This is a genomic window from Actinomyces viscosus (assembly GCF_900637975.1).
GTDB lineage: Bacteria > Actinomycetota > Actinomycetes > Actinomycetales > Actinomycetaceae > Actinomyces > Actinomyces viscosus.
Window position 1 is genome coordinate 2,435,834 of the sequence record NZ_LR134477.1, and the last position, 24,704, is coordinate 2,460,537.

27 protein-coding genes and 1 tRNA gene are annotated in these 24,704 nt (G+C 68.4%); 16 read left to right on the plus strand and 12 right to left on the minus strand.

Annotated features, from left to right (window positions below):
- Nucleotides 1-18 precede the first annotated feature (18 nt).
- From EL340_RS10410 to EL340_RS10450, 9 genes are all read left to right on the plus strand, one after another.
- Nucleotides 19-636: an Imm5 family immunity protein gene (locus tag EL340_RS10410; RefSeq protein ID WP_126414516.1), complete on the plus strand. Its 618-nt coding sequence runs from the start codon at nucleotides 19-21 to the stop codon at nucleotides 634-636.
- Nucleotides 637-866: 230 nt separating this feature from the next.
- The gene (locus EL340_RS15505; protein WP_232023016.1) at nucleotides 867-1,709 is read left to right on the plus strand and encodes a hypothetical protein; all 843 of its coding nucleotides are present in this window, start codon (nucleotides 867-869) and stop codon (nucleotides 1,707-1,709) included.
- A complete protein-coding gene (locus tag EL340_RS10420) occupies nucleotides 1,706-2,050 on the plus strand; it encodes a hypothetical protein (protein ID WP_126414517.1) in 345 nt (114 codons plus the stop codon). Before EL340_RS15505 ends, EL340_RS10420 begins: the two co-directional genes overlap by 4 nt.
- A 120-nt stretch (nucleotides 2,051-2,170) precedes the next feature.
- Nucleotides 2,171-2,518 carry a DNA/RNA non-specific endonuclease gene (locus EL340_RS10425; RefSeq protein WP_232023017.1) on the plus strand — a complete coding sequence of 116 codons (348 nt, stop codon included), beginning with the start codon at nucleotides 2,171-2,173 and terminating at the stop codon, nucleotides 2,516-2,518.
- Between the two features lie 511 nt (nucleotides 2,519-3,029).
- Nucleotides 3,030-3,452 (plus strand): hypothetical protein, encoded by a 423-nt coding sequence (locus EL340_RS10430; protein ID WP_126414518.1) that lies wholly within the window; start codon nucleotides 3,030-3,032, stop codon nucleotides 3,450-3,452.
- A gap of 265 nt (nucleotides 3,453-3,717) precedes the next feature.
- Nucleotides 3,718-4,338: an Imm5 family immunity protein gene (locus tag EL340_RS10435; RefSeq protein ID WP_126414519.1), complete on the plus strand. Its 621-nt coding sequence runs from the start codon at nucleotides 3,718-3,720 to the stop codon at nucleotides 4,336-4,338.
- Nucleotides 4,339-4,562: 224 nt separating this feature from the next.
- Entirely contained in the window at nucleotides 4,563-5,228 is a 666-nt protein-coding gene (locus EL340_RS10440) for an SMI1/KNR4 family protein (protein ID WP_126414520.1), read from the plus strand.
- Nucleotides 5,229-5,907: 679 nt separating this feature from the next.
- Nucleotides 5,908-6,159, plus strand: a complete 252-nt coding sequence (locus EL340_RS10445) for a hypothetical protein (RefSeq protein ID WP_126414521.1) — start codon at nucleotides 5,908-5,910, stop codon at nucleotides 6,157-6,159.
- A 210-nt stretch (nucleotides 6,160-6,369) separates the two neighbouring features.
- Nucleotides 6,370-6,615 carry a hypothetical protein gene (locus tag EL340_RS10450; protein ID WP_126414522.1) on the plus strand — a complete coding sequence of 82 codons (246 nt, stop codon included), beginning with the start codon at nucleotides 6,370-6,372 and terminating at the stop codon, nucleotides 6,613-6,615.
- A 96-nt stretch (nucleotides 6,616-6,711) separates the two neighbouring features.
- Here EL340_RS10450 and EL340_RS10455 read toward each other — a convergent pair whose 3' ends face one another.
- The 5 genes from EL340_RS10455 to EL340_RS10470 all read right to left on the minus strand — a co-directional run bounded on the left by EL340_RS10455 (nucleotide 6,712) and on the right by EL340_RS10470 (nucleotide 9,951).
- Nucleotides 6,712-7,398 carry an SDR family oxidoreductase gene (locus tag EL340_RS10455; protein ID WP_076066150.1) on the minus strand — a complete coding sequence of 229 codons (687 nt, stop codon included), beginning with the start codon at nucleotides 7,396-7,398 and terminating at the stop codon, nucleotides 6,712-6,714.
- Between the two features lie 147 nt (nucleotides 7,399-7,545).
- Nucleotides 7,546-8,280: a glutamine amidotransferase gene (locus tag EL340_RS10460; protein WP_126414523.1), complete on the minus strand. Its 735-nt coding sequence runs from the start codon at nucleotides 8,278-8,280 to the stop codon at nucleotides 7,546-7,548.
- 67 nt (nucleotides 8,281-8,347) lie between these two features.
- Nucleotides 8,348-9,169, minus strand: a complete 822-nt coding sequence (locus tag EL340_RS10465; protein WP_126414524.1) for a nucleoside phosphorylase-I family protein — start codon at nucleotides 9,167-9,169, stop codon at nucleotides 8,348-8,350.
- Nucleotides 9,170-9,485: 316 nt separating this feature from the next.
- On the minus strand, nucleotides 9,486-9,626 hold the full coding sequence (locus tag EL340_RS15065; protein ID WP_167470558.1) for a hypothetical protein: 141 nt from the start codon (nucleotides 9,624-9,626) through the stop codon (nucleotides 9,486-9,488).
- 142 nt (nucleotides 9,627-9,768) lie between these two features.
- Nucleotides 9,769-9,951, minus strand: a complete 183-nt coding sequence (locus EL340_RS10470; protein ID WP_126414525.1) for a helix-turn-helix transcriptional regulator — start codon at nucleotides 9,949-9,951, stop codon at nucleotides 9,769-9,771.
- Between the two features lie 162 nt (nucleotides 9,952-10,113).
- Between EL340_RS10470 and EL340_RS10475 the strand changes: the two genes are divergently transcribed.
- A complete protein-coding gene (locus EL340_RS10475; RefSeq protein ID WP_126414526.1) occupies nucleotides 10,114-10,482 on the plus strand; it encodes a hypothetical protein in 369 nt (122 codons plus the stop codon).
- Nucleotides 10,483-10,661: 179 nt separating this feature from the next.
- Entirely contained in the window at nucleotides 10,662-13,631 is a 2,970-nt protein-coding gene (locus tag EL340_RS10480; protein ID WP_197722298.1) for an ATP-dependent RNA helicase, read from the plus strand.
- 135 nt (nucleotides 13,632-13,766) lie between these two features.
- Here the strand turns inward: EL340_RS10480 and EL340_RS10485 are convergent, their stop codons facing one another.
- From EL340_RS10485 to EL340_RS10500, 5 genes are all read right to left on the minus strand, one after another.
- Nucleotides 13,767-14,243 (minus strand): nuclear transport factor 2 family protein, encoded by a 477-nt coding sequence (locus EL340_RS10485; protein WP_126414527.1) that lies wholly within the window; start codon nucleotides 14,241-14,243, stop codon nucleotides 13,767-13,769.
- A 352-nt stretch (nucleotides 14,244-14,595) separates the two neighbouring features.
- The gene (locus tag EL340_RS15510; protein ID WP_232023018.1) at nucleotides 14,596-14,811 is read right to left on the minus strand and encodes a hypothetical protein; all 216 of its coding nucleotides are present in this window, start codon (nucleotides 14,809-14,811) and stop codon (nucleotides 14,596-14,598) included.
- A gap of 515 nt (nucleotides 14,812-15,326) precedes the next feature.
- Entirely contained in the window at nucleotides 15,327-15,539 is a 213-nt protein-coding gene (locus tag EL340_RS10495; protein ID WP_126414529.1) for a hypothetical protein, read from the minus strand.
- 342 nt (nucleotides 15,540-15,881) lie between these two features.
- A tRNA-Ser gene (locus EL340_RS14980) sits at nucleotides 15,882-15,970 on the minus strand.
- A gap of 79 nt (nucleotides 15,971-16,049) precedes the next feature.
- Nucleotides 16,050-16,604 carry a nucleoside deaminase gene (locus EL340_RS10500; protein WP_197722299.1) on the minus strand — a complete coding sequence of 185 codons (555 nt, stop codon included), beginning with the start codon at nucleotides 16,602-16,604 and terminating at the stop codon, nucleotides 16,050-16,052.
- Nucleotides 16,605-16,687: 83 nt separating this feature from the next.
- On the opposite strand from EL340_RS10500, the gene EL340_RS14985 reads away from it, so the two are divergent.
- Nucleotides 16,688-16,885, plus strand: coding sequence for a hypothetical protein (locus EL340_RS14985; protein ID WP_164719381.1), 198 nt, complete (start codon nucleotides 16,688-16,690; stop codon nucleotides 16,883-16,885).
- A 151-nt stretch (nucleotides 16,886-17,036) separates the two neighbouring features.
- The gene (betT, locus tag EL340_RS10510; protein ID WP_126414531.1) at nucleotides 17,037-19,289 is read left to right on the plus strand and encodes a choline BCCT transporter BetT; all 2,253 of its coding nucleotides are present in this window, start codon (nucleotides 17,037-17,039) and stop codon (nucleotides 19,287-19,289) included.
- A 231-nt stretch (nucleotides 19,290-19,520) separates the two neighbouring features.
- Here betT and EL340_RS10515 read toward each other — a convergent pair whose 3' ends face one another.
- Both EL340_RS10515 and EL340_RS10520 read right to left on the minus strand, forming a co-directional pair.
- A complete protein-coding gene (locus EL340_RS10515; protein ID WP_126414532.1) occupies nucleotides 19,521-20,384 on the minus strand; it encodes an aldo/keto reductase in 864 nt (287 codons plus the stop codon).
- A gap of 263 nt (nucleotides 20,385-20,647) precedes the next feature.
- Entirely contained in the window at nucleotides 20,648-21,238 is a 591-nt protein-coding gene (locus EL340_RS10520) for a hypothetical protein (protein WP_126414533.1), read from the minus strand.
- Between the two features lie 196 nt (nucleotides 21,239-21,434).
- Here EL340_RS10520 and EL340_RS10525 point away from each other — a divergent pair, with 196 nt between their 5' ends.
- The 3 genes from EL340_RS10525 (at nucleotide 21,435) to upp (ending at nucleotide 24,658) form a co-directional block, all read left to right on the plus strand.
- A complete protein-coding gene (locus tag EL340_RS10525) occupies nucleotides 21,435-22,820 on the plus strand; it encodes a sensor histidine kinase (protein ID WP_126414534.1) in 1,386 nt (461 codons plus the stop codon).
- 56 nt (nucleotides 22,821-22,876) lie between these two features.
- Entirely contained in the window at nucleotides 22,877-23,755 is an 879-nt protein-coding gene (locus EL340_RS10530) for a response regulator transcription factor (RefSeq protein ID WP_126414535.1), read from the plus strand.
- 264 nt (nucleotides 23,756-24,019) lie between these two features.
- Complete coding sequence (upp, locus tag EL340_RS10535) at nucleotides 24,020-24,658, plus strand: uracil phosphoribosyltransferase (protein ID WP_126414536.1); 639 nt, start codon at nucleotides 24,020-24,022, stop codon at nucleotides 24,656-24,658.
- Nucleotides 24,659-24,704: the final 46 nt, after the last annotated feature.

Sequence of the window (24,704 nt, forward strand, 5' to 3'; positions counted from 1 at the left end):
AGATAGGAGACCAAGAGTATGATTGACATGGTCGCATTGAACGAGAAAATCGAAGCAGGCAGGCGCGAGCTTTCCAGAAACGACAACATCAAGGGCGTCCTATCATTGGCGACCCGCACGCAAATTTGGAAGGCCATGCTGGATGTAGACGATGTCGAACGATCCTACCGGGATCGCACACATCTACACATGGCCTGCGTGCGTCATGTGCAGTTTGTTTGGGAGAGAGCTTTTCCTGGAGATGACGGGATCGAGGAAATGCTTTCCTTGACGCAGGAGCTAATAGATCGAACAGTTGATACCGATGAGGCCGAGTCGCGCAGTGGAAGTTTTCTCAATGACGTAGAGGCGCGTGGTACTGGAGATCCAGATGTGCTGCGCGCAGCCATGGTGGCCGATGCCGCCTCTCATATGGTAGATTCTGCCTGCTATCGAGACCTCTACGCAGAAATCGACGAAGACCTGGTTGATGACGACGAGCTGCTTCCCGACACGCTAGACCCCAGTTACAGTTGCTCAGTCGCGGTTTCTGGAGCCACAAATTCAATGCCGGTTGAGAAAACTGATGTGGCTGCGCGTCGGGCGTTCTGGTTGTGGTACCTCGATGAGGCGATCCCAGCTGTCCTTGCCGGCTGACCCTGCCCCGGAGACACTCGCACGAGCCGACCAGCGAGCAAGCACCTCACTGACCGACCCACCGACGGTGGGGGCCGAGCCCTCCCGACTCGACCCCCACCGTTTCACACTCGCACGCGGTGGCTGCGGCCGCCTCGACGTGGACGAACATCGCCACCACGCTGATCTCGTGCGCCGGTGACCTGGAGGCGGTGTGCACGGGGCGTCTGGCCGGGCAGGAGTCCGTGGCGGTGGCGACGTTCAAGTCCCTCCAGGCCGGCTCTGCATCGCACCTGCGGATGACTGGTGGCGTGGCTGGCGCGATCTCGGGTGGGTTGACGGTGGCCTCGGTGATCGTGCGGGTGGTGCACGACCTGGTGCGTGACGCGATCTCGGACGTGATCGGCAAGATCGCCTCCAAGGTCGTCATCGGGGTCCTTACTGCGGGCCTGGCCGCCCCCTGGGCGGTGTCCTCAGTTGTTGCTGACGTGTCGTCCTGGGTGACACGCCTGGCCAAGGAGATCACCGACGTGGTGACCTCGGCCAAGAACCTCAAGGGCCTGCTGGACAAGGCCAGCACCCTGCTCGACGACGTCGGCGAGAAGTTCGCCGGCATGGCGGCCATGGCTCTGGGGCATGGTTCTAAGAACGCCGACAACGCCGCTAAGGGGGTTGACGGCGCCGTCCCACCCAACAAAGGCGGCGGCGATGGAGGAGGAATCCCGCCGGGTAAAGGTGAAACACCGCCTGACCCGAATAAGGGAGGCGCTGGTGCTACCAATTCTACCAAGCCCACTCCGAACAAAAATGGGGATAAGGCTCGTCCAGAAGGGCCATTTCCAGACGTGCAGAGCGTACGAGGACGTCCTGCCGACGATGTCCTTGACATCATTCCTGACGACTGGATTGTTGACACCCCAAGAAAAGAGCCTGATGGGATTAGGTTTAGGAACCCTCACCGTAACGGCGAGCAAATTATTTATGAACCAGGCAAACCCTGGGCTAAAGATCCGCTACACTCGGGTCCATATATTCGAGTGTCAGAGGGTGGAAAAGTCTACCGAATTCCACTGGAAGGGAATCCAGCGTTATGATTGAGTCAGCCGTCACCGAAGTGCTGTTCATGGGGACCGAAGCTGAGACGAGCGGCCTTGAAGCATTCAATGCTGTGAAGGATGAAGAGGGCTTGAATGACGATGCCGCTGCCGTCACCAGAACAACCGAGATTCTTATTCAATTAATTAAGGACGAGATGATCGAGGTATGGCTAGGGGATCCCAACTCACGTGAACCCGCATGTCGCCCAGGCGACCCTGTAAGTTCTCAGATGATTACCCCAGAAAGGCTTCTGACGATGGATGAGCCGGACGGCAGGATGCTTGTTTATGAAACAACGGAGAGAGGAGAGAATGCCCTTAGGGACATCCGGGTCTAGAAACGGTTCTTCTGCCGACTCGCTTGCGAGGCAGACTGAACAGATCTCGATTGCACTAAACGCGAAACTATCTCTGCGTCAGGAAATATGGTTCTCGGACATACATGATCGCATCTGGGGGTGCGTGACGCGATCGCTGACGTGATCGGCAAGCTGTTGTCGAACACGGGCCATCACCAGGGGGACGGCACCCAGTTCCACGGCCCGCCTGAGAGGATCAACGTGGTGGCGATGCTCAAGGAAGTCAACCAGAACTTCCCCGACAGCGACTTCGAGTCCTACCTGAAGCTGGAGCAGCAGATCGCGAAGGACCCGGGCAGCTACAAGGGCTTCGCCGTGGACTTCAACTACCGCGACCCGGTCGGGCCGGAGCTGACCAAGACCGAGCAGGTACCCACCGAGTTCAAAGCGACGTGGACGGACGCTGAAGGCGTTCCTCGGCGAGAGAAGTTCGTGAACCATCATTAGGAGGTAATACCTGTGAGTGCTGAGAACCTGAGTGAGCAGGAGGCTTTCGAGCGGTTCGAGGGCATGCTGCGGGACTGGGGTGCGTGGTGTTTCTCGGACTGGGGGAGTTTTTCTTCCCTTGAGTCGACAGGATAGATCCCATGCCAGCACAGAGTCCTCGGGACCGACGTCGAGCGCCAGCTAACGGCCGACAACGGTGATGAAGTCTGGGCGGGCTCAGTTACCAAGGACGGCACAATCACTAAGGCTTGGGACGCCAAGCACACAGGCGGCGGAGGCAAGGCCCTCTACCAAGGCAAGGGTCCCGAGTTCCTCATGAGAGACTTTGATAAAGAAGTACGAAGGTACCGCAAGGTGATAGAATCGTCAGACAATCCAGTTTCCACTCTAAATTTAGTCACCAACACCCCAGAAGCCGTGGAATTTCTTGGCCAGAGAGCGCGCGACATCCTAGGCCCTGATATCGATCTGGTAGTTCACTTCATTCCTTAATCAAAGAAAGACCGTACACATGAGCGTAAATTACCTCCTTACTGTCCTCAATTCTCCTTACACTATCGCCAACACCGACACCTTCCTCCACGAAGGAAGCAAGGTATGGCCGGACTCCAAGGGGACGCGCTGGAACGACGACGAAGACGGCACAGATGCAGATATTCTGCTTACTCCAGATGGAGCATCGACGGTTATCAGTCACTTCAGCGACAATCGACTCATATCTGTGAGCGGAGCAGACTTTGAGGAGGCTGCCGACATTGCCGTTTGGGTGCGATCTCTTAACCCGGATCCCAATTTGGTGTTATGGTTCACTACGAACGTCTTCGACGGGCACACCGTTCTGACTCCTGGCATCACGCCCCAGCAGGTCATTGATCAGTGGGTGGATCATCGTGAGCACGACCCCTATGCGGAGTACCCCGAGTACTTCTCCTGACAACTCCACCAACACCGGTTAATACATGGCAGCGTCCCAGTTCCGGCAGACAGCAGAAACGACCGACTCACCACTGCTGATCGACTACCACGACCAGACGTCGTCCTACTGTAGACACCGGCTCACCACCACAGTCACACACCGGCACCCTCGTTCTCCAGCAGCTGGCGGCGCCTTGACACCACCAGCCCCAGCCCACATCGTTGCGGCCCACAATAACCTCCAACGACTGGGAGCCGCCTCACTATCTTAAAGGAGCCGACCTATGCTCAACGAGAACGCAATTGATGAAGCAATTGATAGCGGAAAAAGAGAGATTCATGACGCAATCAACGCGAAACGCATACTGTCATTAAGGCTCCGTCGGCAAATCTGGCGCGCGATGGTCGACCCAGAGGATGCAGATGCAACGTACCGACGCAGGGTGATGTTGCAAGTTCTGTGCGTGCGGCAGGTGCAACACCTGTGGGATCGAGCATTCCCCAACGATGGGCGAGCCGAAGAAATGATGGCAATCACCGAGCAGCTAATTCGGCGACAAATCTTTCCGGAAGAAGCAGAGCTCCAAAGCTACGACTTCCTCAATGAAATATACGATGAAGTTGAGAACTACGACTCGATTACTCAACCTGCCGTATATGTGGCAGATGCTTCCGTGCACACCGTAGTATCTGCTTGCTATAGAAATCCCGATTACAATACATTCAGCACGAGAACTGATGATGACGAGTTGCTGCCCGATTCACTGGAACCCAGTTACGCCTGCGCTAGTGCTGCTGCTGGGGCTTTGAACTGGCAGCCTGTGGAGGAGACTGACGTGGCTGCACGCCGGGCGTTTTGGCTGTGGTACCTCGATGAGGCGATCCCGACGGTCCTGGCCCGCTGAACGCGAGAGGAAACTCGCGCAAGCCGGCCAGTGGGCGAGCAGCTCACTGAACTCCAACACCTCCCCTCGTTCTATACCGGCTCATCATAGTGGGTGAATGACTCAACGCCCGTCACATGGTCACTGATGTAGTTCTCGGCGAGTTTCGGTCCGGGGAACAACATTATCATTGTCCGGTGGGGCGCGAACCGACGGCGTTCCTCGTTGGGGAAAGGGAGTGAGACATGACTGGTGAGACTAGTGGCGCTTCCGGTGAGCCGAGTCGGAGCGTTCCCGGGTGGACGTGGCCCAACTACATCAGCTGGGGGTGGATGATTGTCCAGGCGCGGATGGAGGCCGATTGGAAAGGCATATGGAACTACGCCCTTCCGCACGTGCACGCCACAGAGGAGACCGTGTCCAACGCGGAGGCCCAGCTGGGCTTCCGCCTACCAGAGTCCTACCGAGGCTTCCTCCTGGCCTCCAACGGCTGGCCCTACTTCTACCAGAACATGACGATCTTCTCCACCTCCGACCTGCTGGGCGGCGAGCTGCACGAGGCCGGCCAGACCCAGCTGGAGCTGGAGGAGTGCGTCGAGGCCATGGCCGCCGGAGGCGTTATCGCCGCCGACCACTTCCCCGTAGTTGCTGCTCGGGAGCAGATCGACGTCGCTCTCATGGGTCGCCCCGGTACCCCAGCTGAGGGCACCGTCTCCTGGGTACGCGGCGAGGTTGTTGAGCGCTATGACGACTTCCTGGACTACTACCTGTCCATGATGGAGCTCAACAAGCTCGACACCGCCGACCTCAGAAAGGACTTCGGCCCCAAGCCAGAGGGAATCCCCCACGCCGTCATCGGCCGCCCCGGCAGCCCACCCGTCTTCGAGCACGCCCGCCGCAACGACCTGTAACTCGCGGCATAAGCGGTTCGCTCCGTTCCACCCCATCCTTGCAACGTGCTGCCTGCTCCTACCGGGCCACACATCGCCCCGCAGAAGTATGGGAGCCCGCTGAAGCCGGGGAACAAACCCCACCGGCCCCGTGGTGCCAGAGTCCCGGGTCCTCGCGACCTGGTCCCAGCACCACAAGATTTTTCTGCGCCCGACTCAAGCACAAGGGAAGCACACGACCCGCCTGAACTGCTACGGCCGGCACTTCCGGACAGACGAACGGCGAGAGCGGCCCCAGAAAAGTTTTTCATGCCACAGACTCCGCAGAGTTTGCGAAGCGGGTAGCGCGGAGCCTCACTTCCCCAAAGTTCCTGGACGGGAAGTACGTGTTCTCTGTTGCGGTGCGGGGTCTCCCTGAGGGGGTGTGGCGCATTGATGATGTTCCTCGTTCCCCTCCGGCGCGGGCTACGTATATCCAGTGCGGTGGGTCCACGGGGACGACGCCCTACCACCAGCCGACCTGCTGCGCCGGATCAACGTCTAACCACTGACACACCAACAGACGCCGTCGGACATCACGCTCCCGCCACACTGACAAACAACCCCGCACCGCCGTCGGAACCCAGGAAGCGAAGACCACCAAGACCGCAGTAGGCCTGCTAGGGTGCGACTGCCACAGAAAATCTTAATGGAGGTCAATATGCGACAGACACCTACCCCCAAGCGCTTCCTCGCCCTGGCCCTGAGCGCAGGGATCCTGGCCACCGGACTCACCCTGAGCGCCACCACAGCCAACGCCGCAGAGCCAGTAGCAGTCAGTGCATCCGCACCGAAGGCCAACAGCACCGGCGATGCTGTCCCGACCGGATGGTTCGATCGACTCAAGCAGCAGTTCCGCGGAGCGAACCGTCAATACACGGAAGCAGACCGGAGAGCCGCCAGAAGGTTCTAGCAACTGCGGCACTGACATCACGCCGAAATAAGTCGTCAAACCCTCTGCGTTCCAAGCGCTTGGTGTGACATTGACACAATGTGACGAGGGTCGCTTTATTGGCCCCATCCAATTATCCTCAGACTCCGAACTCTTGGTGACGGCACACCCCTGCGGTGCGCCACTACTCACCGAGCCACGCGCCAACCCACGTCACCAAGGAGTTCTCCTATGCGTACTCGCAAGATCGTATCCGCCGCCCTGCTCGTTGCCGCCCTCGCCGTCGGAACCGCTGCCTGCGGCTCCACGGGCGCCAACGAGGACAAGATGGAGCAGACCTCCACCCCGAGCGGCACCATGAGCGACGGAAAGATGAGCGACAACAAGACCGGAGACGGCAAGATGTCCGACGGGAAGATGTCGGATGACAAGATGTCCGACAGCCCCACTTCCGGCTCCATGAGCGACGGCAAGTAGGCCGCCCGCGTCTGCTGCCACAACGGACTGCGGCCCGCGCTCGTTCCATGAGCGCGGGCCGCAGTCCCCCTAATACCCGCCCCACGAGGACGGCGATCAGGACAGGTCGGCGTACTCCTGGGGCACGTCGGCAACGGCCTGGGCGACGGGGGTGTCGCCGTCGTAGAAGGGGATGACCTTGCCGATGCTGGCCGGCTCGGCGAGCACGGCGGCGATGACACGAGCCACGTTGCCGCGGGACGTCGGCGCCTTCGAGGACGGGGTGCCCTTGAGAACGCGGGCCACGGTGATGGCTCCGGTGGGCTCCTCCAGGGTCAGCAGGCCCGGCCCCAGGATCGTCCAGTCCAGGTCGGTGGTCTGCAGATGGCGGTCGGCCGCGATCTTGGCGATGGCGTAGGCGCGCAACGGGTGGTCCACGGACACCTCCCCGTAGGCGGTGAGGAAGGAGACCATGACGTAGCGCCTGACCCCGGCTGCGGCCGCGGCCTCCATAGAACGGATGGCGGCGGCGCGGTCGACGGCGTCGGTGCGCTCCGGGCCACCCTTGCCGCCGGCCCCGGCGGACCAGACGATCGCGTCGGCGCCGGCAAAGGCCCGGGCGAGCTCGGCGACGTCGGCCTCCTCGACGGACAGGACCAGTGGGGTGGCGCCGACGGCGGCGACGTCGTCGGCCTGATCAGGGTTGCGGATGAGGGAGACGACCTCGTGGCCGGCCTCCACGAGCAGCGGTGCGGCCAGCAGCGCGACCTTGCCGTGGCCTCCGATCATGACGATGCGGGACATGTGCGACGCCCTTTCTGAAGAGTTCCTGGACCTTCGGGGCCGATCAGACGGTTCGGCCCGGGTGCGCCCCAGCATTCACCCCGCCCGCACCGCACGCACCTCCTCCCGCGCTGGGCGAACTGGGACATTGTGCCGACGGCGCGCCCGTCAGTCGCGAGCATGGACGGCCACGAAGTTGGCCAGGAGCTTCCAGGAGTCGGAGACGTCGTCGAGGCGCACGCGGGCCTGGAGCTCGGCGAGCTCGTCGTCGGCGAAGTAGCCGTGACCGGAGTAGAAGCCGAGCCGGTGGGCGAGGTAGTCGCCGTCGAGCTCGGGATGGAACTGGGTGGCGTAGAGGTTGTTCTTGATGCGGAACATCTGCACGGGGCAGGCCTGGCCGGCCCCCAGGACGACGGCGTGGGGCGGCAGCTCGGTGACGGCCTCCTTGTGGGCGACGAAGGCCTGGAAGACCTTCGGGACACCTGCGCAGATCGGGTCGGCCAGGCCGGCCTCGGTGAGGGTGACGTCGGGGGCGGTGACGGCCTCACCGTAGGTGGTGTCGACAACCGCGCCCTGGTGGCAGGCGAGCGTGCCGACGCCGTAGCAGGCGCCGAAGAAGGGGAAGTCGGCCTCGACGACGCGATCGAGCAACGTGGAGAGCTCGCCCTCGACCCGATTCTGGGTGTCCGACTTCTTCTCCGGCGGGGTGGAGGCGTTGAAGGGAGAGCCACCCACGAGGATGCCGGACCAGTCGTCCAGGTCGATCTGCGGCAGGGGCCGGGACTCCAGGCGCAGTCGGACGAGCGTGGACTCGTTCAGGCCGGTGCGCTTGAGGAATGCCTCGTACTCGGCGTCAGCGGGCTCGTCGTCGCTGCGGGTGGCCAGGAAGAGGAAGGGTTTCACGGGATGACCTTAGCGGGGGCCGGCAGACGGGTCAGCATCGTTTCTCACGCCGTTCTCAGAATCACGTTCAGTTACCGGCCTGCAGGCTTCTGAGAACCTCCTCGACGGCCGCCAGGGCGACACCGGAGGCCTGCCGCAAGGAGAGCTGCGCCTGTCCGAGGTTCCCGCCGGCGGCCGGGGCGTCGAGGTAGGTCAGGGCGGAGACGGACACGCCTCGGGAGGCCAGTGCCATGGCCTCAGCAACGGAGTCGGTGACGGCGACGTCGGCCCCCATGGAGGCCAGGACACGGGACTCGGCCGGGCTCGGGCGCAGGGGGCCGGGAACGAGCGCGGCGACGGCGCTGCCACTGACCCCACGTAGGCGCCCCAGACGCTCGGTGAGGTTCGCGTCCCAGCTCGCCGAGACCATGCCGGTGGCCTGGAAGAGCGGACCGCCGGAGAGGTTGAGATGGTCGGAGACGACGCGCACCTGGCCCGGCGCCGCCCCTCCGGCCACATCACCGGAGCCGCGCAGCGGGGTGGCACGGGTGACGAGCAGGGCGGCACGCAGGCGGGCACCACAGGCGATCCGAGCCAGCGCCGTCGTACTGCGGACGGACTCACCCTCGTACAGGCTGGTGCGACCACGGGCCACGAGGACACCGAGACCGCCGCGCTCGTAGGACATCAGGGCGTCCTCCTGGCCGGGGGCGCTCGGGGCGTGGACGCCGGGCAGGAAGGACAGGCGCACACGGGCTGATGGACGGCCCCAGACCTGGTCGAGGTCGCGCAGGAAGGCTGGTTCGGCGATGACGAGGAGGTCGTGACGGGCGCGCCCCGTGGCCAGGAGGATGGAGGCGCCGTCGGGGTCCTCGTCCCAGGTTCCTAGTGGGACGGACTGCTGGGCCATGGGTTCTCCTCGGGTGCGCCCGGGGCGGGCGGTAGGGCGGGGACGATGGCCGGCGTTGGGCGCCGGCCAGGGTGGGGCGAAGTCTACGCGAAGTCGCCGGGGCGCGCCGCCGTCCGGTCCGGCTCGCGAGAGGGGCGGCAGGCTCCGAGCAACCGCCTCAAGGCACACGCCCCGTCGCGGTCGTACCGTAGGTCTCGCGTTCGAGGGGTAAAGGGCACGACCGCGCGACCTACCCTACGAACACGCCGACGCCTCAGCGTGCGTTCGCAACAGGGCCTCACTGCGGCCGGCCCCGGCCTGCCCGGTCTACCCCGGTCTACATGGTGCGGTTGAAGTAGATGTTCCCGCCGAAGAGGCAGATGATCTGGATCCACATGACGATGGCAACGGCCGGCATCATCGGGATCGTCACAGCCGCCACCCACAGGAGGATGACGACGGCGACAACGTACGTCATGCGCCCGCCTGCGGGAGGCCACAGCGCGGCGGCTGGGCGGCCCTTACGGGTCCTGTCGGCCTTCGACGTCGAACCGGAGGGAGACGCGCCCGCAGACGAAGCGGCGGGGGCGGGAGAGGAGGCGGGAGAAACGGGATCTGACTCAGACATGGAAGATCTCCTCGACGGTGGTCTCGAAGTAGCGGGCGATGGCGAGGGGAAGGGAGGGGTCGTACTTGCCCTTCTCGATGGAGTTGACGCTCTGCCTGGACACGCCCAGGGCGGCGCCGAGCTGGGCCTGGGTCAGGCCGCGCGCCTCGCGCAGACTGCGCACGTCGTTATCCATGGCGATCATCCCTTGAGCAGTCGCTCACCCCGCAAAAGGGTGTCATGTTTGCTTGACATGTCTAGTGTGCTTGACAGAATCTGTCATGTCAAGCCTACTTCACATGACGGCTTTATTGGACGCAATGTGCAAGAAAAATAGATTGTCATCTAATCTCCAGCCATGGCTGAGCGAACTTTCATCATCAAAGCTCCGATCGACCAGGCCCAGACAGCGGTCTTGAACGTCTTCACCAGCGAGGGCTGGAACGTCGCGCCCTTCTCCGGCGACACGGTCCAGATCTCCCGCGGCAAGAAGGGCATGTCCATCGCCTTCGGCGCCTTCATGGGCAAGGACTTCTACCTCTCGCAGAACCTTCAGTTCGGGACCGGCCCCCAGGGCGAGACCCTGGTGCGTTACCTCTCCTCGACGGGGTCGGCCTTCATCGGCGGCGCGATCGGCATGCGCAAGTCCGTCAAGACGCACGCCGAGTACGTCGAGAAGCTCACCCAGGCCCTGCAGGCTCAAGGAATCCTCCTGGGCGTGCAGTAACCGCCACCAGCACCGGACGCCACCGGCGCCACAGCCTCTCACCCCCTCATCCCTGTCCACCCACTGCGCCTCCGGCCACCCCAGGTGACCGGAGGCCTTCTGCCGCTCGGCTCACCCCACGTGCTCCGACCTCGCTCCGCCGTCCCCGCACGCGCCTTCCCACCGGGCACAATCGGGGCATGAGTCGCACCGGACGTCCCGGGCCACAGGGCCGCACGCTCCCGCAGCGCACCGACCCCATCGGGGCGCTGCTCGCCTCTCCCCCTGACCTGCCGGTGGTCGAGGTGCTGCCCGAGCTGCGCGAGCACCTCTCCCCCGGTTCCGACGGCGTCGGCGCAGGCCTGGTACTGACCGCGCCGCCCGGGACCGGCAAGACCACGCTCATCCCGCCGCTCCTGGCCGACGTCATCGCCCAGGCCCGGCCCACCTGGGCATCGGACGGCAACGGCCCGCGGCGCAGGCCGGGCCGCGTCGTCGTCACCCAGCCGCGCCGTATTGCCGCCCGTGCGGCGGCCCGGCGCCTGGCGGCCCTCCTGGGCGAGGAGGTCGGCGGCACGGTCGGCTACGCGGTGCGCGGGGAGCGGCGCACCGGCCCGTCCACCCGGATCGAGGTCGTCACCGCCGGGCTCCTCCTGCGCCGGCTCCAGCGCGACCCGGAGCTGACCGGCGTCGACGCCGTCATCCTCGACGAGGTCCACGAGCGCTCCCTGGACAGCGACCTGCTCCTGGCCCTGCTGGCCGACGCCCGCGCGGCCCTGCGCGAGGACCTGACACTCGTGGCCATGTCCGCCACGCTCGACGCCGACCGCCTGCGCCGCGTCCTGGGCGGCGCGCAGGCGGGTTCGGGCGGCACGGACGGCACAGAGCCCGCGGATCGCCCGGCGCCGCTGGTGGAGGTGCCCGAGCGGCTCCACCCCATCGAGGAGGTGTGGGCGCCGCCGGGGCGGAGCGGACGGCTGGGGCCGCGCGGGGTGCCGCGCGAGTTCCTCGCCCACGTCGCCGCCACCGTGGAGCGGGCGCTGGCCGAGCATGCCGGCGACGTCCTGGTCTTCCTGCCCGGCGCCCGCGAGGTCGACGACGTCGTCGCCCGCCTGCGCCGGGCCGTCCCCGAGGACCCTGAGCCCGTCGACGTCCTGCCACTGCACGGCCGCCTGCCCGCGAGCGCCCAGGACGCGGCCCTGGCTCCGAGCCCGGTGGGGCGGCGGCGCGTCGTGGTGGCGACGAACGTGGCCGAGTCCTCGCTGACCGTGCCCGGGGTGCGGGTGGTGGTGGACTCCACGCTGGCGCGCGAGCCGCGTCTGGACGTGGCCCGGTCCATGAGCGGCCTGGTGACGGTGGGGGTCTCGCGGGCGGCCGGGGTGCAGCGGGCCGGGCGGGCGGGTCGCGAGGGGCCCGGCGTCGTCTACCGCTGCTGCTCGCCCACGGACTGGGCGCGCTCACCGCTGGCCCCGACCCCGGAGATCCTGTCCGCGGACCTGACCGGGGCGGCGCTTGAGCTGGCCGTGTGGGGCGTGCCCGACGGCGCGGGGCTGGCCTGGCTGGACGAGCCGCCGGCCGCGGCGATGACGGCCGCCTGTCAGGCGCTGGAGCATCTGGGGCTGGCCGGAGCCGACGGGGTGACGCCTCTGGGGCGGGCGGTGGCCGGGCTGCCGGCGGGCGTGCGCGAGGCCCGGGCCCTGCTGGTGACGGCGCCGGTTCTGGGGGCGCGTCGGGCGGCGCGGGCCACGGCGCTGCTGACCGCCGACCTGCGCGCACCGGGCGGGGACCTGACGGCCCTGGCCCGGCAGGTGCGCGGCGGCGGGGCCGGGTCGGGGGCGTGGAAGACGGAGGCGCGCCGCCTGGAGCAGGCCTGGCGGCGCGGCGTCGAGGAGAACCCCGACGTCGCGGGCGGCGCTTCCCCGGCCGACGGCGCCGGTCAGGGCGCCCCCGGCTCTGCACCCGGCCCGCAGGGAGCCGACGGCGCCCGGGCGGGCGACCTGGAGGCGGCGGTGGCCCTCGTGGCCGGGACGGCGCAGCCGCAGTGGATCGCCAGGCGTCGGGGGCCGGCGCCCCGGGCGGGACAGGAGGCGCACTACGCGAGCGTCGCCGGGACCGGGCTGCGCCTGCCGGCCGACTCGCCCCTGGCGGAGTCCGAGTGGCTGGCGGTGGCCGACGTCGACCTCACCTCCGGCCGTGGGGACGCGCTGGTCCGGGCCGCGGCACCCCTGGATGAGGAGACGGCCCTGGAGCTGGCCGGTTCCTGGCTGTCCCAGGAGGAGCGCACCGTCTGGGACGGCGGGCGCCTGAGGACCGAGCGCGTGCGCCGGCTGGGAGCCATCACGCTCGCAGCGACCCCGGGGCCGCCGCCGGGACCTCAGGAGGTGGCGGGCGCCGTCGTCGCGCGGGTGCGCTCCGAGGGGGCCGATGCGGGCCTGGGCGTGCTGCCGTGGGATGAGGAGGCCCGCAGCCTGCGCGCCCGGCTGGCCCTGCTGCACGAGCACCTGGGCGAGCCCTGGCCGGATGTGAGCGATACGGCGCTGGCGGCCCGGGCCGAGGAGTGGCTGGCGCCGGCGGTCATGGGCCTGGTCGGGGGAGCCGAGTCGGGCCGGCGGGCGGGGGCCGCGTCGTCGGGCCCTGGACCGGGATCGGGACCGGGATCGGGCTCTGGGAGCCGGCGCTTCAGCCTGGAGCGGCTGGATGTGGCCGGGGCGCTGCGGGCGCTGCTGCCATGGCCGCAGGCGGCGCGCCTGGACGAGCTGGTGCCCGAGCGCATCGAGGTCCCCTCCGGGTCGCAGGTGCGGGTGGACTACTGCGCCGCGGGCCCCTCCGGCAGCACGGCCGCCCTGGGGTCCTCGGGCTCCCGGGATTCCCGTGAACTCACCGCCTCGGCCGAGGCCGGTCAGGCGGGTCGGCCGGTGCTGGCGGTGCGGGTCCAGGAGTGCTTCGGCTGGGCGGCCACGCCGCGGATCGTGGACGGGCGGGTGGCGGTGCTGCTGCACCTGCTCTCGCCGGCGCGACGGCCGGTGGCGGTCACCGATGACCTGACCTCCTTCTGGGAGCAGGGCTACCCGCAGGTACGCGCCGAGATGCGCGGCCGCTACCCCAAGCACGCCTGGCCCGAGGACCCGTGGAACGCGCCCGCCACCCGGGGCACCGGGCGGCGTCGGTAGCCTGCCAGAAACTGCCAGGTGTCGCGGACGCACCTTAGAGCCCTGGGGCTGACCCCTGCAGTGCCGTCCACGGGCCCTATGGTGCGTCCGCGACGAGCCTGGCACCCGACCCGGGGCAGCCGATTCAGCGGCGGCTCACCAGGTGGAGACGTCCAGGCGGCTGAAGCGGAAGCCGGTGGGGTTGTGCTCGGTGTCGGGGTCGGCGTCGGGCACGACGTACCCGACGATCTGGAGGTTCCAGGTGCCGCGCCCGCCCCACAGGGTGGCCGTGGTGCGGGTACGGCCGCGGATGACCGGGAAGCCGGCGATCGTGTCGGCCTGGACGGAGACCACCTCGTGGGCGTGGTAGCGCATGGCTCCGGTGGCGATGTCCCCGAGCCACTCGATCTTGGGCTGGGGGTAGCCGGTCATGTGGGTCAGGACGCAGTCGTCGGTGAGCAGGGCGTCGATCGCCTTGGTGTCTCCGGCGACCATGGCGTCGCACAGCAGCGCGTAGAGGTCGGCGGCCGCGTGAGGGGCGGTCTCGGAGACGTGGGGGTGGGCAGAGCGAACCTGGGTCTGGGTGCGGGGCAGGGAGCGGGACTCGTGGGGACGGTGGGGGCGGCGGCTCATGACTCAAGGGTAGAGCCCGGCGTCGGCCAGTCCAGGGACCAAGAGCTTTCAGCGCGCTTAACAAGCGCGCAGGTCCCGGTGCATCTGGGATTGCACCGTGTTTCACGGCGTTGCACGGGGCGGCTCGACGCCGAGTGCCGCAGGGCCGTCCGGGACCGTCTGGAACCGACCGGTCCGACGCCGTCGGCGGCCCGGGTCCTGGATCCTGGGTCTCGGGTCCTGGGCCCTGGCCGTACTGCACGGGCCTCGGGTCTTACTGCCCGGGAGCCGACCGCACTCCATGGGGTCCGGACCCTCGTGCAGTACACCCGCACCTCCCCCAGTAGCCCCCGAGCCTCGTGGAGTATGAGCGTCAGTACCGCTCAAGCCACTCCGGGACAAGGTTCTGCGTCTCATAGCTCTCGGGAGGAGTGACCACCCACCCCATCTCTCGGAGAACATCCGCGGCAATGTCACTCGACGACCGAACGATGGACCTCGTCTGCTCCAACCTCCATCGGGCGCGAGCCCGATCAAGCTCCTTGCGCGCATTGACAGGATGGTCGATCCCAAGATCCTCGATCGCCATCGTCAGGAAGTCCTCCAACGTGGGCCGCAACCGTGGGCCGCCTACGGGGAAGTGGATGTCAGAGATCTGGGGAGCCTTCTCCGCCCGTCCCCGCCGCTTGACCGTTCCTCGCTTACTGCCCCGGCCATCCCGCGACATGATGAAGGTCCACGCATCACGATGGGCGTGAACATGAAGGTGTGAGCAGGGAACACTCGCCGAAGGGCGGTGCAGGTGGTCAAGGCGAGCAAGCCACTCACCTCCACCATGGGGGCGCAGGCCAAAGGTGGAGCTCTCAATGAGCATGTAAGGGTGCTGCGTCGACATCGTGCATCGATAGGACACGACCAGGTCGAGGAGCTCCCTGCCACCGATGGACAAGACGATCGGGGCATTCTCTTTTGGAAGAACAGCCGCCTTCCAGGGATCCTCTCCCGCGATGTCGACCCGGAACTCGGGCGCTGCTGGACACACTGCCCGCACTGTGTGCGTCAAACCATCCGCGAAACGGAGGGTCTGCTCGTCAATCCCAACGTTCACTTGCCGAGGAGGAACATCAAGCTGTGGTACTCGGAAAACAGCTTCAGGTCGTCTGACGGATAGTCACCGGTGTACTCCTGGGCAAGCGCAGCATCGACACTGCCGAACCGGCGCTCGAGCTCACTGGTGACAGCCCTCTCGCGCTCCTCAAGCTCAGCCTGCGAGAAGTGCCTGACGACCTCACGCGACAAGACAAGGGCGGTGGACATGCGACTGCTTCCTTCCAATGGTTGTGTCCGCAATGTAGCGCATCGCTGCGACACAAACCGACCCCACTGACAGACCACTTCAGTGACGGTCTTAGTCAGGATAAACCACCTCTGGTCGTACTGCACTGCACGGGCCTCGGGTCTTACTGCCCGGGAGCCGACCGCACTCCACGGGGTCCGGACCCTCGTGCAGTACACCCGCACCTCCCCCAGTAGCCCCCGAGCCTCGTGGAGTACGCGGCTCGAGGAGCACAGGGCGATGCGGCCGGCTCTCTGAACGTCACGACAGACGGCGAGGGCCCGCCGTGCAGCTCGTGACTGCGCCGGCGGGCCCTCCCGTGGTGGCGGTAGCGCTGGGATTCGAACCCAGGGTGGCTATGAACCACACAGACTTTCGAGATCTGCACCTTCGGCCGCTCGGACACGCTACCTCGCCCACGAGAGTACACGGGCGGCGGCCCGCGCCCCAACGCGGCATCCTGCGGTATCAGTCACGGCCGACGTCGCCCCTCAGCGGCGGTCGGCGAAGAAGGCGCCCAGGAGGTCCTGGGACTCCTGGGCGCGCAGGCCGGCGCGCACCTCGACCCGGTGGTTGGCGCGGGCGTCACGCACGACGTCGCGCACCGAGCCGCAGGCACCGGTCCGGGGCTCCCACGCCCCCAGCACCAGCCGGGCCACGCGGGCCAGGACGATGGCCCCGGCGCACATGGTGCACGGCTCAAGGGTGACCACGAGCGTGCACCCGTCCAGGTGGGAGTCGCCCAGGGCCGCACCGGCGGCGCGCAGGGCCCGGATCTCGGCGTGCGCCGTCGGGTCGTGCTCGGCCTCGCGGGCGTTGGCGGCCTGGGCCAGGGCGGTCCCGTCCGGCGAGAGGACGACGGCGCCCACCGGTACCTCCCCCGACTCGCCCGCCGCGCGAGCCAGTTCCAGGGCGCGGACCATCGCGGCGTCCAGAACGGAGGCGCTGATCCGGGTGCCGGTAACGTCCGCCCGCCCGCCGAGCGCACCGGCGTCGGGCCCGGCGGCGGAGGGGACCGGCGACTGCGCAGAGGGTGAAGACGTCACGGTCCAAGGATGGCAGACCCGGCAGCGGGCAGCGGGCGCCGGGACAACCGCCCGCACCGCGCTCGTCCACCTCTCCTTGATCCGTGCCACCTCAGCTCACCGGAAGCGACCAGACCTCACGCACCGAGAACTCGCCCCACAGCACCCGCAGCCCCGCGCGCGGCACCCGCAGCCCCGCGCGCGGCACGCACGGCTCCGACGGATCCAACGGCACCCACGGCACCCATGACGACGCCCGGCGTCGGCCGGCGTCGGCCGGCGACGTCGGAGGAATTACATAACGGGTGCACGGTCTCCGTTATAGGCTCCACATGAGGCATCCGGCCCTGGGCCCAGGCCTCGGTCCTGCCGTATCGTGGCAGCTCCCCCACGTCCACCCGTGCCCCCTCAGTCCAGCACGCAGCGAGTCCCCATGAAGAACGGAGCAGGTCGGTGAGCCGGTCCCCCGAATCGAGCGCGCAGAGCGAACCAGCAGCAGGCAGCCCCTCAGACGGCTCACCCGGCTCACCCCAGCCGACCCCGACGTCGGGCCACGCCTCACCGCCCGAGAAACCGACCCAGCCCGAGCCCGAGTCCAGCACCCTGCTCGGCGCGCTGCACGGCAACCCGTCCGAGAAGCAGCTCTTCAACCCGGTCGTCTTCTTCGTGTCGGCCACCATCATCACCGTCGTCGCCCTGGCCGCGATCTTCGCCCCCGACGTCGTCAAAGGCGCCTTCGGTGCGGCCGTGACCTGGACGAGCCGGTGGTTCGGGTCCTTCTACATCCTCCTCATCACCGCCGCGCTCATCTTCATCCTGGCCCTGGCCTTCTCCCGGTTCGGGCGAATCCGCCTGGGGCCGGACAACTCGACGCCGGACTTCTCCACCTTCGCCTGGACGGCCATGCTCTTCGCCGCCGGCATCGGCACCGAGATCCTGTTCTTCGCCGTCGCCGAGCCGGTCGAGCAGTACATGCACCCGCCCACCGGCGACGGCCAGACCATCCAGGCCGCCCGCGACGCGATCGTCCTGTCCCTGTTCCACTACGGCATCTCCGGCTGGGGACTGTACGCGCTGGTGGGCCTGTCCATGGCCTACTTCGCCTACCGACGCCGCGACACGCTCACGCTGCGCTCCACCCTGCGTCCGCTGCTGGGCCGGCACACCGAGGGCGTCATCGGCGACATCGTCGACGCCGCGGCCCTGGTCGGCGGGGTCTTCGGCATCGCGGCCTCCCTGGGCGTCGGCGTCGTCCAGCTCAACGTCGCCCTCAACATCCTGTTCGGGCTGCCGCAGGGCTTCCCCACCCAGATCGGGCTGACCGCCCTGGCCGTCATCATGGCAACGGTCTCGGCCGTCTCCGGCGTCGACCGCGGCGTGCGCGTCCTGTCCACCATCAACGTGCTGCTGGCCATCGGCCTGGCCCTGTGGGTGCTCATCACCGGCGACGCCGCCTTCCTCATCGACGCGCTCGTGGGCTCCATCGGCGACTTCTTCACCCGCTTCCCGCTGCTGACGCTGGAGACCTACGCCTACAACCGGCCCGACGCGTGGCTCAACGCCTGGACCCTGTTCTTCTGGGCCTGGTGGATCGCCTGGGCGGCCTTCGTGGGCATGTTCCTGGCCCGCATCTCGCGCGGCCGCACCATCCGCCAGTTCGTGCTCGGCAGCCTCCTGCTGCCCTTCTGCTACATCCTCATGTGGGTGGCCATCTTCGGCAACCACGCCCTCGACCTGGTCATCCGCGGCAACGGCGAGTTCCGCGACATCACCCTGAACCAGCCCGAGCAAGGTCTGTACTGGATGCTGGAGCACCTGCCGGGTCAGAAGATCCTCATCGCCCTGGCCCTGTTCATCGGCATCCTCTTCTACGTCACCAGCGCCGACTCCGGCGCCCTGGTCATGGCCAACCTCTCCAGCCGCATCCGCTCGGCGCGCCAGGACGCCGCCCCCTGGCTGCGGATCTTCTGGGCCACCCTAACCGGGGTCCTGACCATCGCGATGCTCGTGGCCGGCGGCATCCCCATCCTCCAGCAGGCCACGATCGTTATGGCGCTGCCCTTCTCCGGGGTGCTCATCCTCATCATGTACACCCTGTGGCGGGCGCTGAGCACCGAGGACACCCACAACCAGGCGCTGTCCGTGGTCAACCGCAACCGCGCCCTCGGCTTCAACGGGTCGGCCGCGGGCCTGGAGCAGACGCCCTGGCGCGAGCGCCTGGCGCACACCCTCAACTCCGTCTCCCCCGACCAGGCCGGCCACGCCCTGGAGCGGCGCATCGTGCCGGCCCTGGAGGCGGTGGCCACCGAGCTGCGCAAGGAGAACGTCTCCGCCGAGGTCTTCGTCGAGGGCCCCGAGGCGCAGGACCCCGACGACGAGCGCACCTTCCTGGGACGGGCCAGCCTGGTCGTCTCCTCCGACCCCGCCACCGACAGCGGAGAGGAGCAGTCCAGCTCCATCGACTCCTTCCGCTACGTGGTGCGCATGGTGGTCACCCCCGTGCCCGCCTACGGGTTCGCCGTCCACGAGGCCGACGACCTCACGGTGCGCCTCGAGGTGCGCCCGCACAGCGGCGGCCAGGGCTACGACGTCGTCGACTGGAACTCCGACCAGGTGGCCCACGACGTCCTCGACCACTACGAGCGCTGGCTGGAGTACGTGGGCACCTCCGAGAAGACCGAGTCCCGGTTCTCCCGCCGGCTCTGAGAACCCGACGGCTCCGCCGACCTGGCAGCTCCGCCGGCGGGGACATCCTGCGCGGCCGGGGACCTTTCCCCACGGGTGGGGGCATTCGACGCCGTCGGGGACGGACATCCTGCACCCGTACGTGCAGGATGTCCCCGGCCGCTCTCGGGCGCACCCCGCCGCGTGGAATGTCCCCGCCTGCGGCTGGCTGGGAGCAGTCCGTCAGAGGGGAACCGGGAGGCGCCGAGAGAGTCAGTCCTCCTCGATCGTGTAGGCGGCGAGCATCTCCTGGAACGCGGGGTCGTAGTGGTCGACGACGCCCCGCCCCTCATCGAGGGCGGCAATGGCCTGCATGTCGGCGTCGTCGAGCTGGAAGTCGGTGACGTCGAGGTTGGTGACCATGCGCTCGCGGTGCACGGACTTGGGGATGACGATGACGTCGAGCTGGATGAGGTAGCGCAGGGCCACCTGGGCGGCGGTCTTGCCGTGCTTCTCTCCGACGGCGCTGAGCACCGGGTGGGTGAAGATGTTGTTGCGGCCCTGGGCCAGCGGGCCCCAGGACTCCAGGGCGGTGCCGTACTTGGCGTACCAGGCGCGGTTGTCGGCCTGCTGGTTGAAGACGTGGGTCTCCATCTGGTTGACGGCCGGAGGCACCTCGACGTGCTGCGCCAGGTCCACGAACCGGTCGGGGAAGAAGTTGGAAACCCCGATGGCGCGGACCTTGCCTGCGGCCAGGGCCTTCTCCATGGCGCGGTAGGTGCCGTAGTAGTCGCCGAAGGGCTGGTGGACGAGGAGCAGGTCGATGTAGTCGGTGCCCAGGCGACGCAGGGAGCCGTCGATGGAGCGGGCGGCGCGCTCGTCCCCGGCGTTGGAGATCCACACCTTGGTGGTGAGGAAGACGTCCTCACGGGGCAGCCCACAGGCGGCGACGGCGGCGCCCACGCCCTCCTCGTTGCGATAGGCCTGGGCGGTGTCGACGTGGCGGTAGCCGACCTCGAAGGCCTCAAGCACGGCCCGCTCGGTCTCGTCCGGCGGGGTCTGGAAGACGCCGTAGCCGATCTGGGGGATGTCGATGCCGTTGTTGAGCGTGATGGTGGGGACGGAGCCGTCGGCCATGAGTTCTCCTTGCGATTCCTTGCTGAACGTCCTTGCTGAACGGTCGGTGGCGACAACCTAGCCCCGCCGGGCCGCGCGGCGTCAGGGCCTTTCGCGTCCGGCCCAACCGGCGCGTCGGCGGGGCCGGACGGTCGGCTGGACCTGACGGCACCGAGCCGGGCACTTCTCGCGTAGCCGGGCAGAATTTCTGTAGGGCAGCGCGAAAACTGCCCGGCTCGACGTCGGCAGCGGCGCCGGCCCCGACGAGGGGGATGGGTGGCGCGTCACAACTGCCCCGAGAATCCCGCGAGCGCGGCCACGACGATCCAGGCGATGACGGACGCCGGCCGGCTTCCCACCGCGGCCGCCAGGCCCCATCGCACAGCCGGCCTCCTCAGCCAGGGCCCCGCGACCGTCAGCAACGAGGCCAGTACCGACATCAGCCAGGTCCACGCGCCGGTGTCGGCGCCCCTGGCGAGCAGCTGACGCGCCTCCACCAGCAGGCCGTGCGCCCAGGAGACTCCCGCCCCGCCTGACGCGGCGGCCCCCGCCACCGGCATCAGCTGCCGTCCGACGACGACGATCAGCAGGGCCAGCACCACGGCCTCGGCGCCCACCGCCACGTACCGGCGCGCGCAGTCCCGACGTCGTTGGCGGAGGCGAGCCCGACCGGAGCCCGGCTCCGTCAGCGCCGGCCCGACGGGGCCGGGCATCTCATCGGTCTCAGCGCCGGCGAAGACCCGGAAGGCGGAGGCCCGGAAGGCGGAGGCCCGGAAGCGGACAGGCGCACGGGCCGGTCCCGGGAAGGCGGAGGCTGCGTCGTTGCAGGCAGCGGCTGCGCGAGGCAGGGGCAGGTGGAACGGAACTCGGATCATGGGCACCAGTTCACTCGCCATTGACCGGCGTCACACTGGTGCTCACTCCCGTTCTCACTTCCAGTCAGCCCTACCTCGCTCCCGGTCGCGTGCGCACCACCCAGTGGTGCCAGCACCACCCCGGGACCCCGCACCACGCCTACGCGGGCCCCAGCACCAGTGCGTCCCCGGCTCGCAGCCCGTTAACGTCCTCGGCATGACCGCAATGCCCTCCATCGCGTCCCCCACCGAGCGCCAGCCGCTCCGCTGGTACCGCCGGCGGCGCCGGTGGATCGGCATCATCAGCTGGGAGCTCCTGCACGCCGCGCTGTGGATACCGACGTTCTTGCTCCTCATCCCCATGACCCTCCTGTTCCACCTGACGGTCCCACTGGCGGCGGCGCTGGAGCGCGTCGTCGCGCGCGCTCTGGGGGTGGACGCCCCTTCCGGCCGCAAGGAGGGCGAGCGCAAGACCCCGTGGCTGCTCGCTCGCGTGGCCCACGGGGAGTTCTGGCGGCAGGACCTGCCCCTGTGCCTGGGCGGCCTGGCACTGAGCACGGCGTCGTTCTTCCTCGGCGGGTTCTTCGTCCTTCTGACCGGCACCGGCTTCCTGGCGCCCTTCATGGCCTCTGCGGAGGACCCGATCGTGTTTCACCTGGGCGACCCCGAGGTGAGAATGACCGGCCCGGGCACCGCCTGGCCGCTGGTGCCGCTCGGGCTGGTCGGCCTCGCCCTCACCGCCGGGGTGCTCCTGGGCTTCGGGATGCTGCGGCTGCTGCTGGTGGAGGCGCTCTCGGGCGAGCGCCAGGCGCAGCACATCAAGCAGCTGACCGCCGAGGTCGGTCACCTCACGGCCAGCCGCGCCACCCTCATGGACGCCTTCGAGGCTGAGCGCACCCGCATCGAGCGGGACCTGCACGACGGCGCCCAGCAGGACCTCGTCGCCCTGGCCATGAGCCTGGGCGGGCTGCGCCTGGCCGCCCAGTCCCTGCCCGAGGACGAGGACACCGCGGAGTCCCGGACCGCGCTGCTGGAGGGGATCGATGCGGCGCAGGACCGCGCGGAGGCGGCCCTGCGGGACCTGCGTGAGACGGTGCGCGGCATCCGCCCGGCGGTCCTGTCCGAGCGCGGGCTGGCGCCGGCCCTGCGAGACCTGGCGGGCCGGGCGCCACTGCCGATCAGCGTCGTCGTCGAGGCCGAGGAGGCCGACCTGGCCCGGATCTCCCAGCCGGTGGCCACGGTCGTCTACTTCGCGGTGGCCGAGGCGATCACGAACGCCGCCAAGCACGCACGGGCCGGACGCGCCGCGGTCGCACTGCGCTGCACGGGCACCGGCCTGAGCGCCGTCGTGACCGACGACGGACGCGGTGGGGCCGACCCCGAGCGCGAGAACGCCACCGGCCTGCGCGGCATGGCGCAGCGGGTGGAGTCCATCGGCGGGCACCTGGAGGTCAGCTCCCCCGATGGCGGTGGGACCCGGCTGACGATCACGGCGCCGTTGACGCCGCCGTGGGGCGGGGAGGGACGGGAGGATGAGCAGGCGGGTGAGCGGCAGGACTCGGCCGCCCAGACGCAAGGGCTCTCACCGGCATCGGAGGTCTGAGAGGTCCCGGTGGCCACCGCCCGCATCCGCCCGGCCGGCTGAGGCAGGATGTCCCCATGAGGATCCTGCTCGCCGACGACGCCGCCCTCCTGCGCGAGGGGCTGGCAGGGCTGCTGACGACCGCCGGGCACGAGGTCGTGGCGCAGGTGGCCGATGCCGACGCCCTGCGCGTGGAGGTCGAGCGTCTGGCCGACGCCGGGGAGCTGCCCGACGTCGTCGTCACCGACGTGCGGATGCCTCCGACCGGCACGGACGACGGGCTGCGCGCCGCCATTGACCTGCGCCGCGCCCATCCGGGGCTGCCGGTGGTGGTGCTGAGCGCCTACGTGGCCGGGCCCTACGTGCAGGACCTGCTCGAGGAGACGGAGTCCCCGAGGGCCCCGGCGTCCCCGGCCGGGCCGGGTAGTTCCGGCGGCTCGGCCGGCTCGGGTGGCGCCGTGGGCTACCTGCTCAAGGAGCGCGTGGGGCGGGTGGCGGACTTCCTGCACTCGCTCGACGTCGTCGTGGGCGGCGGGGTGGTCATCGACCCGGAGGTGGTCTCCCACCTCATGAAGGCGGCCCGTGCCGCCGGCTCCGGGGCCGGGGAGGCTGCGGAGGCCGGCGCGTCCACCGGCGCACCGGCGAGGACGGCCACCGCGCCCGGTCCCCGGGCCGCGACGCCGGGCGGGGTGGCCTCGCCGTCGACGCCGTCGGGCGGGATCTCGCGTGCGGCGTCGGGCGGGGAGGGGCTGGACCGGCTGACGCGGCGCGAGCAGGAGGTGCTCGAGCTCATGGCGCAGGGGCTGTCGAACGCGCAGATCGCCGAGCGGCTGGTGCTCTCCGACGGGGCGGTGGCCAAGCACGTGGCGAATATCTTCCGGGGACTGGACCTGCAGCCGGGCGAGGAGAACCGGCGCGTGCGGGCCGTCCTGGCCTGGCTGCACTCCCGCGCCTGACCCCGGTCACCTCACCTTGACCGCGTGGTCCGTGTGGGGCAAACTTCTCCCATTGCTCCCCGCCGCTCGTAAGGGCTGGCGGGGGCCTTTTTCTCCGGGCGGGGACATATCACGCGAACGGGTGCAGGAATTCTGCACCCGACGGCGTCGAATGTCCCCGGCCGGCGGCAGGCCACCCCGGCGGAGGCAACCGGCGCGGCGTTGACGCGGCGTTGATGCGATTTTGGGGCGGTGCGGGCCCGGCGTCGGGATTAGGCTGTCCCCATGCGCCTCCACGTTGCCGACCACCCCCTCATCAACCACAAGCTCTCCGTCCTGCGTGACGAGAGGACGCCGTCGGCGGTCTTCCGCCAGCTGGTGGACGAGCTCGTCACCCTGCTCGCCTACGAGGCGACCCGCGAGGTGCGCACCGAGGAGGTGGAGATCCGCACCCCCGTGGCGCTGGCGCAGTGCCGCCGGCTGGCCGACCCGCGGCCGATCGTCGTGCCGATCCTGCGCGCGGGCCTGGGGATGCTGGAAGGCATGACCCGCCTGCTGCCCACGGCGGAGGTCGGCTTCCTGGGGATGAAGCGCGATGAGGACACCCTGGATGTGGAGACCTACGCCAACCGCCTGCCCGATGACCTCTCGGGCCGCCAGTGCTTCGTCATCGACCCCATGCTCGCCACCGGTCACACCCTCGTGGCCGCCATCGACTACCTGCTGGAGCGCGGGGCGCGCGACGTCACCGCGATCTGCCTCATCGCCGCCCCCGAGGGGGTCAAGACGCTGGAGGAGGCGGTCGGCGGGCGCGCGAACGTCACGGTGGTGACCGCCGGGGTCGACGAGCGACTCAACGAGCACGCCTACATCGTGCCCGGGCTCGGCGACGCCGGGGACCGCCTCTACGGCATCGTCGACTGAGCCGTCGGCCACAGTCGTCCCGCTTCGTCACGACGGCGAGTCGGGT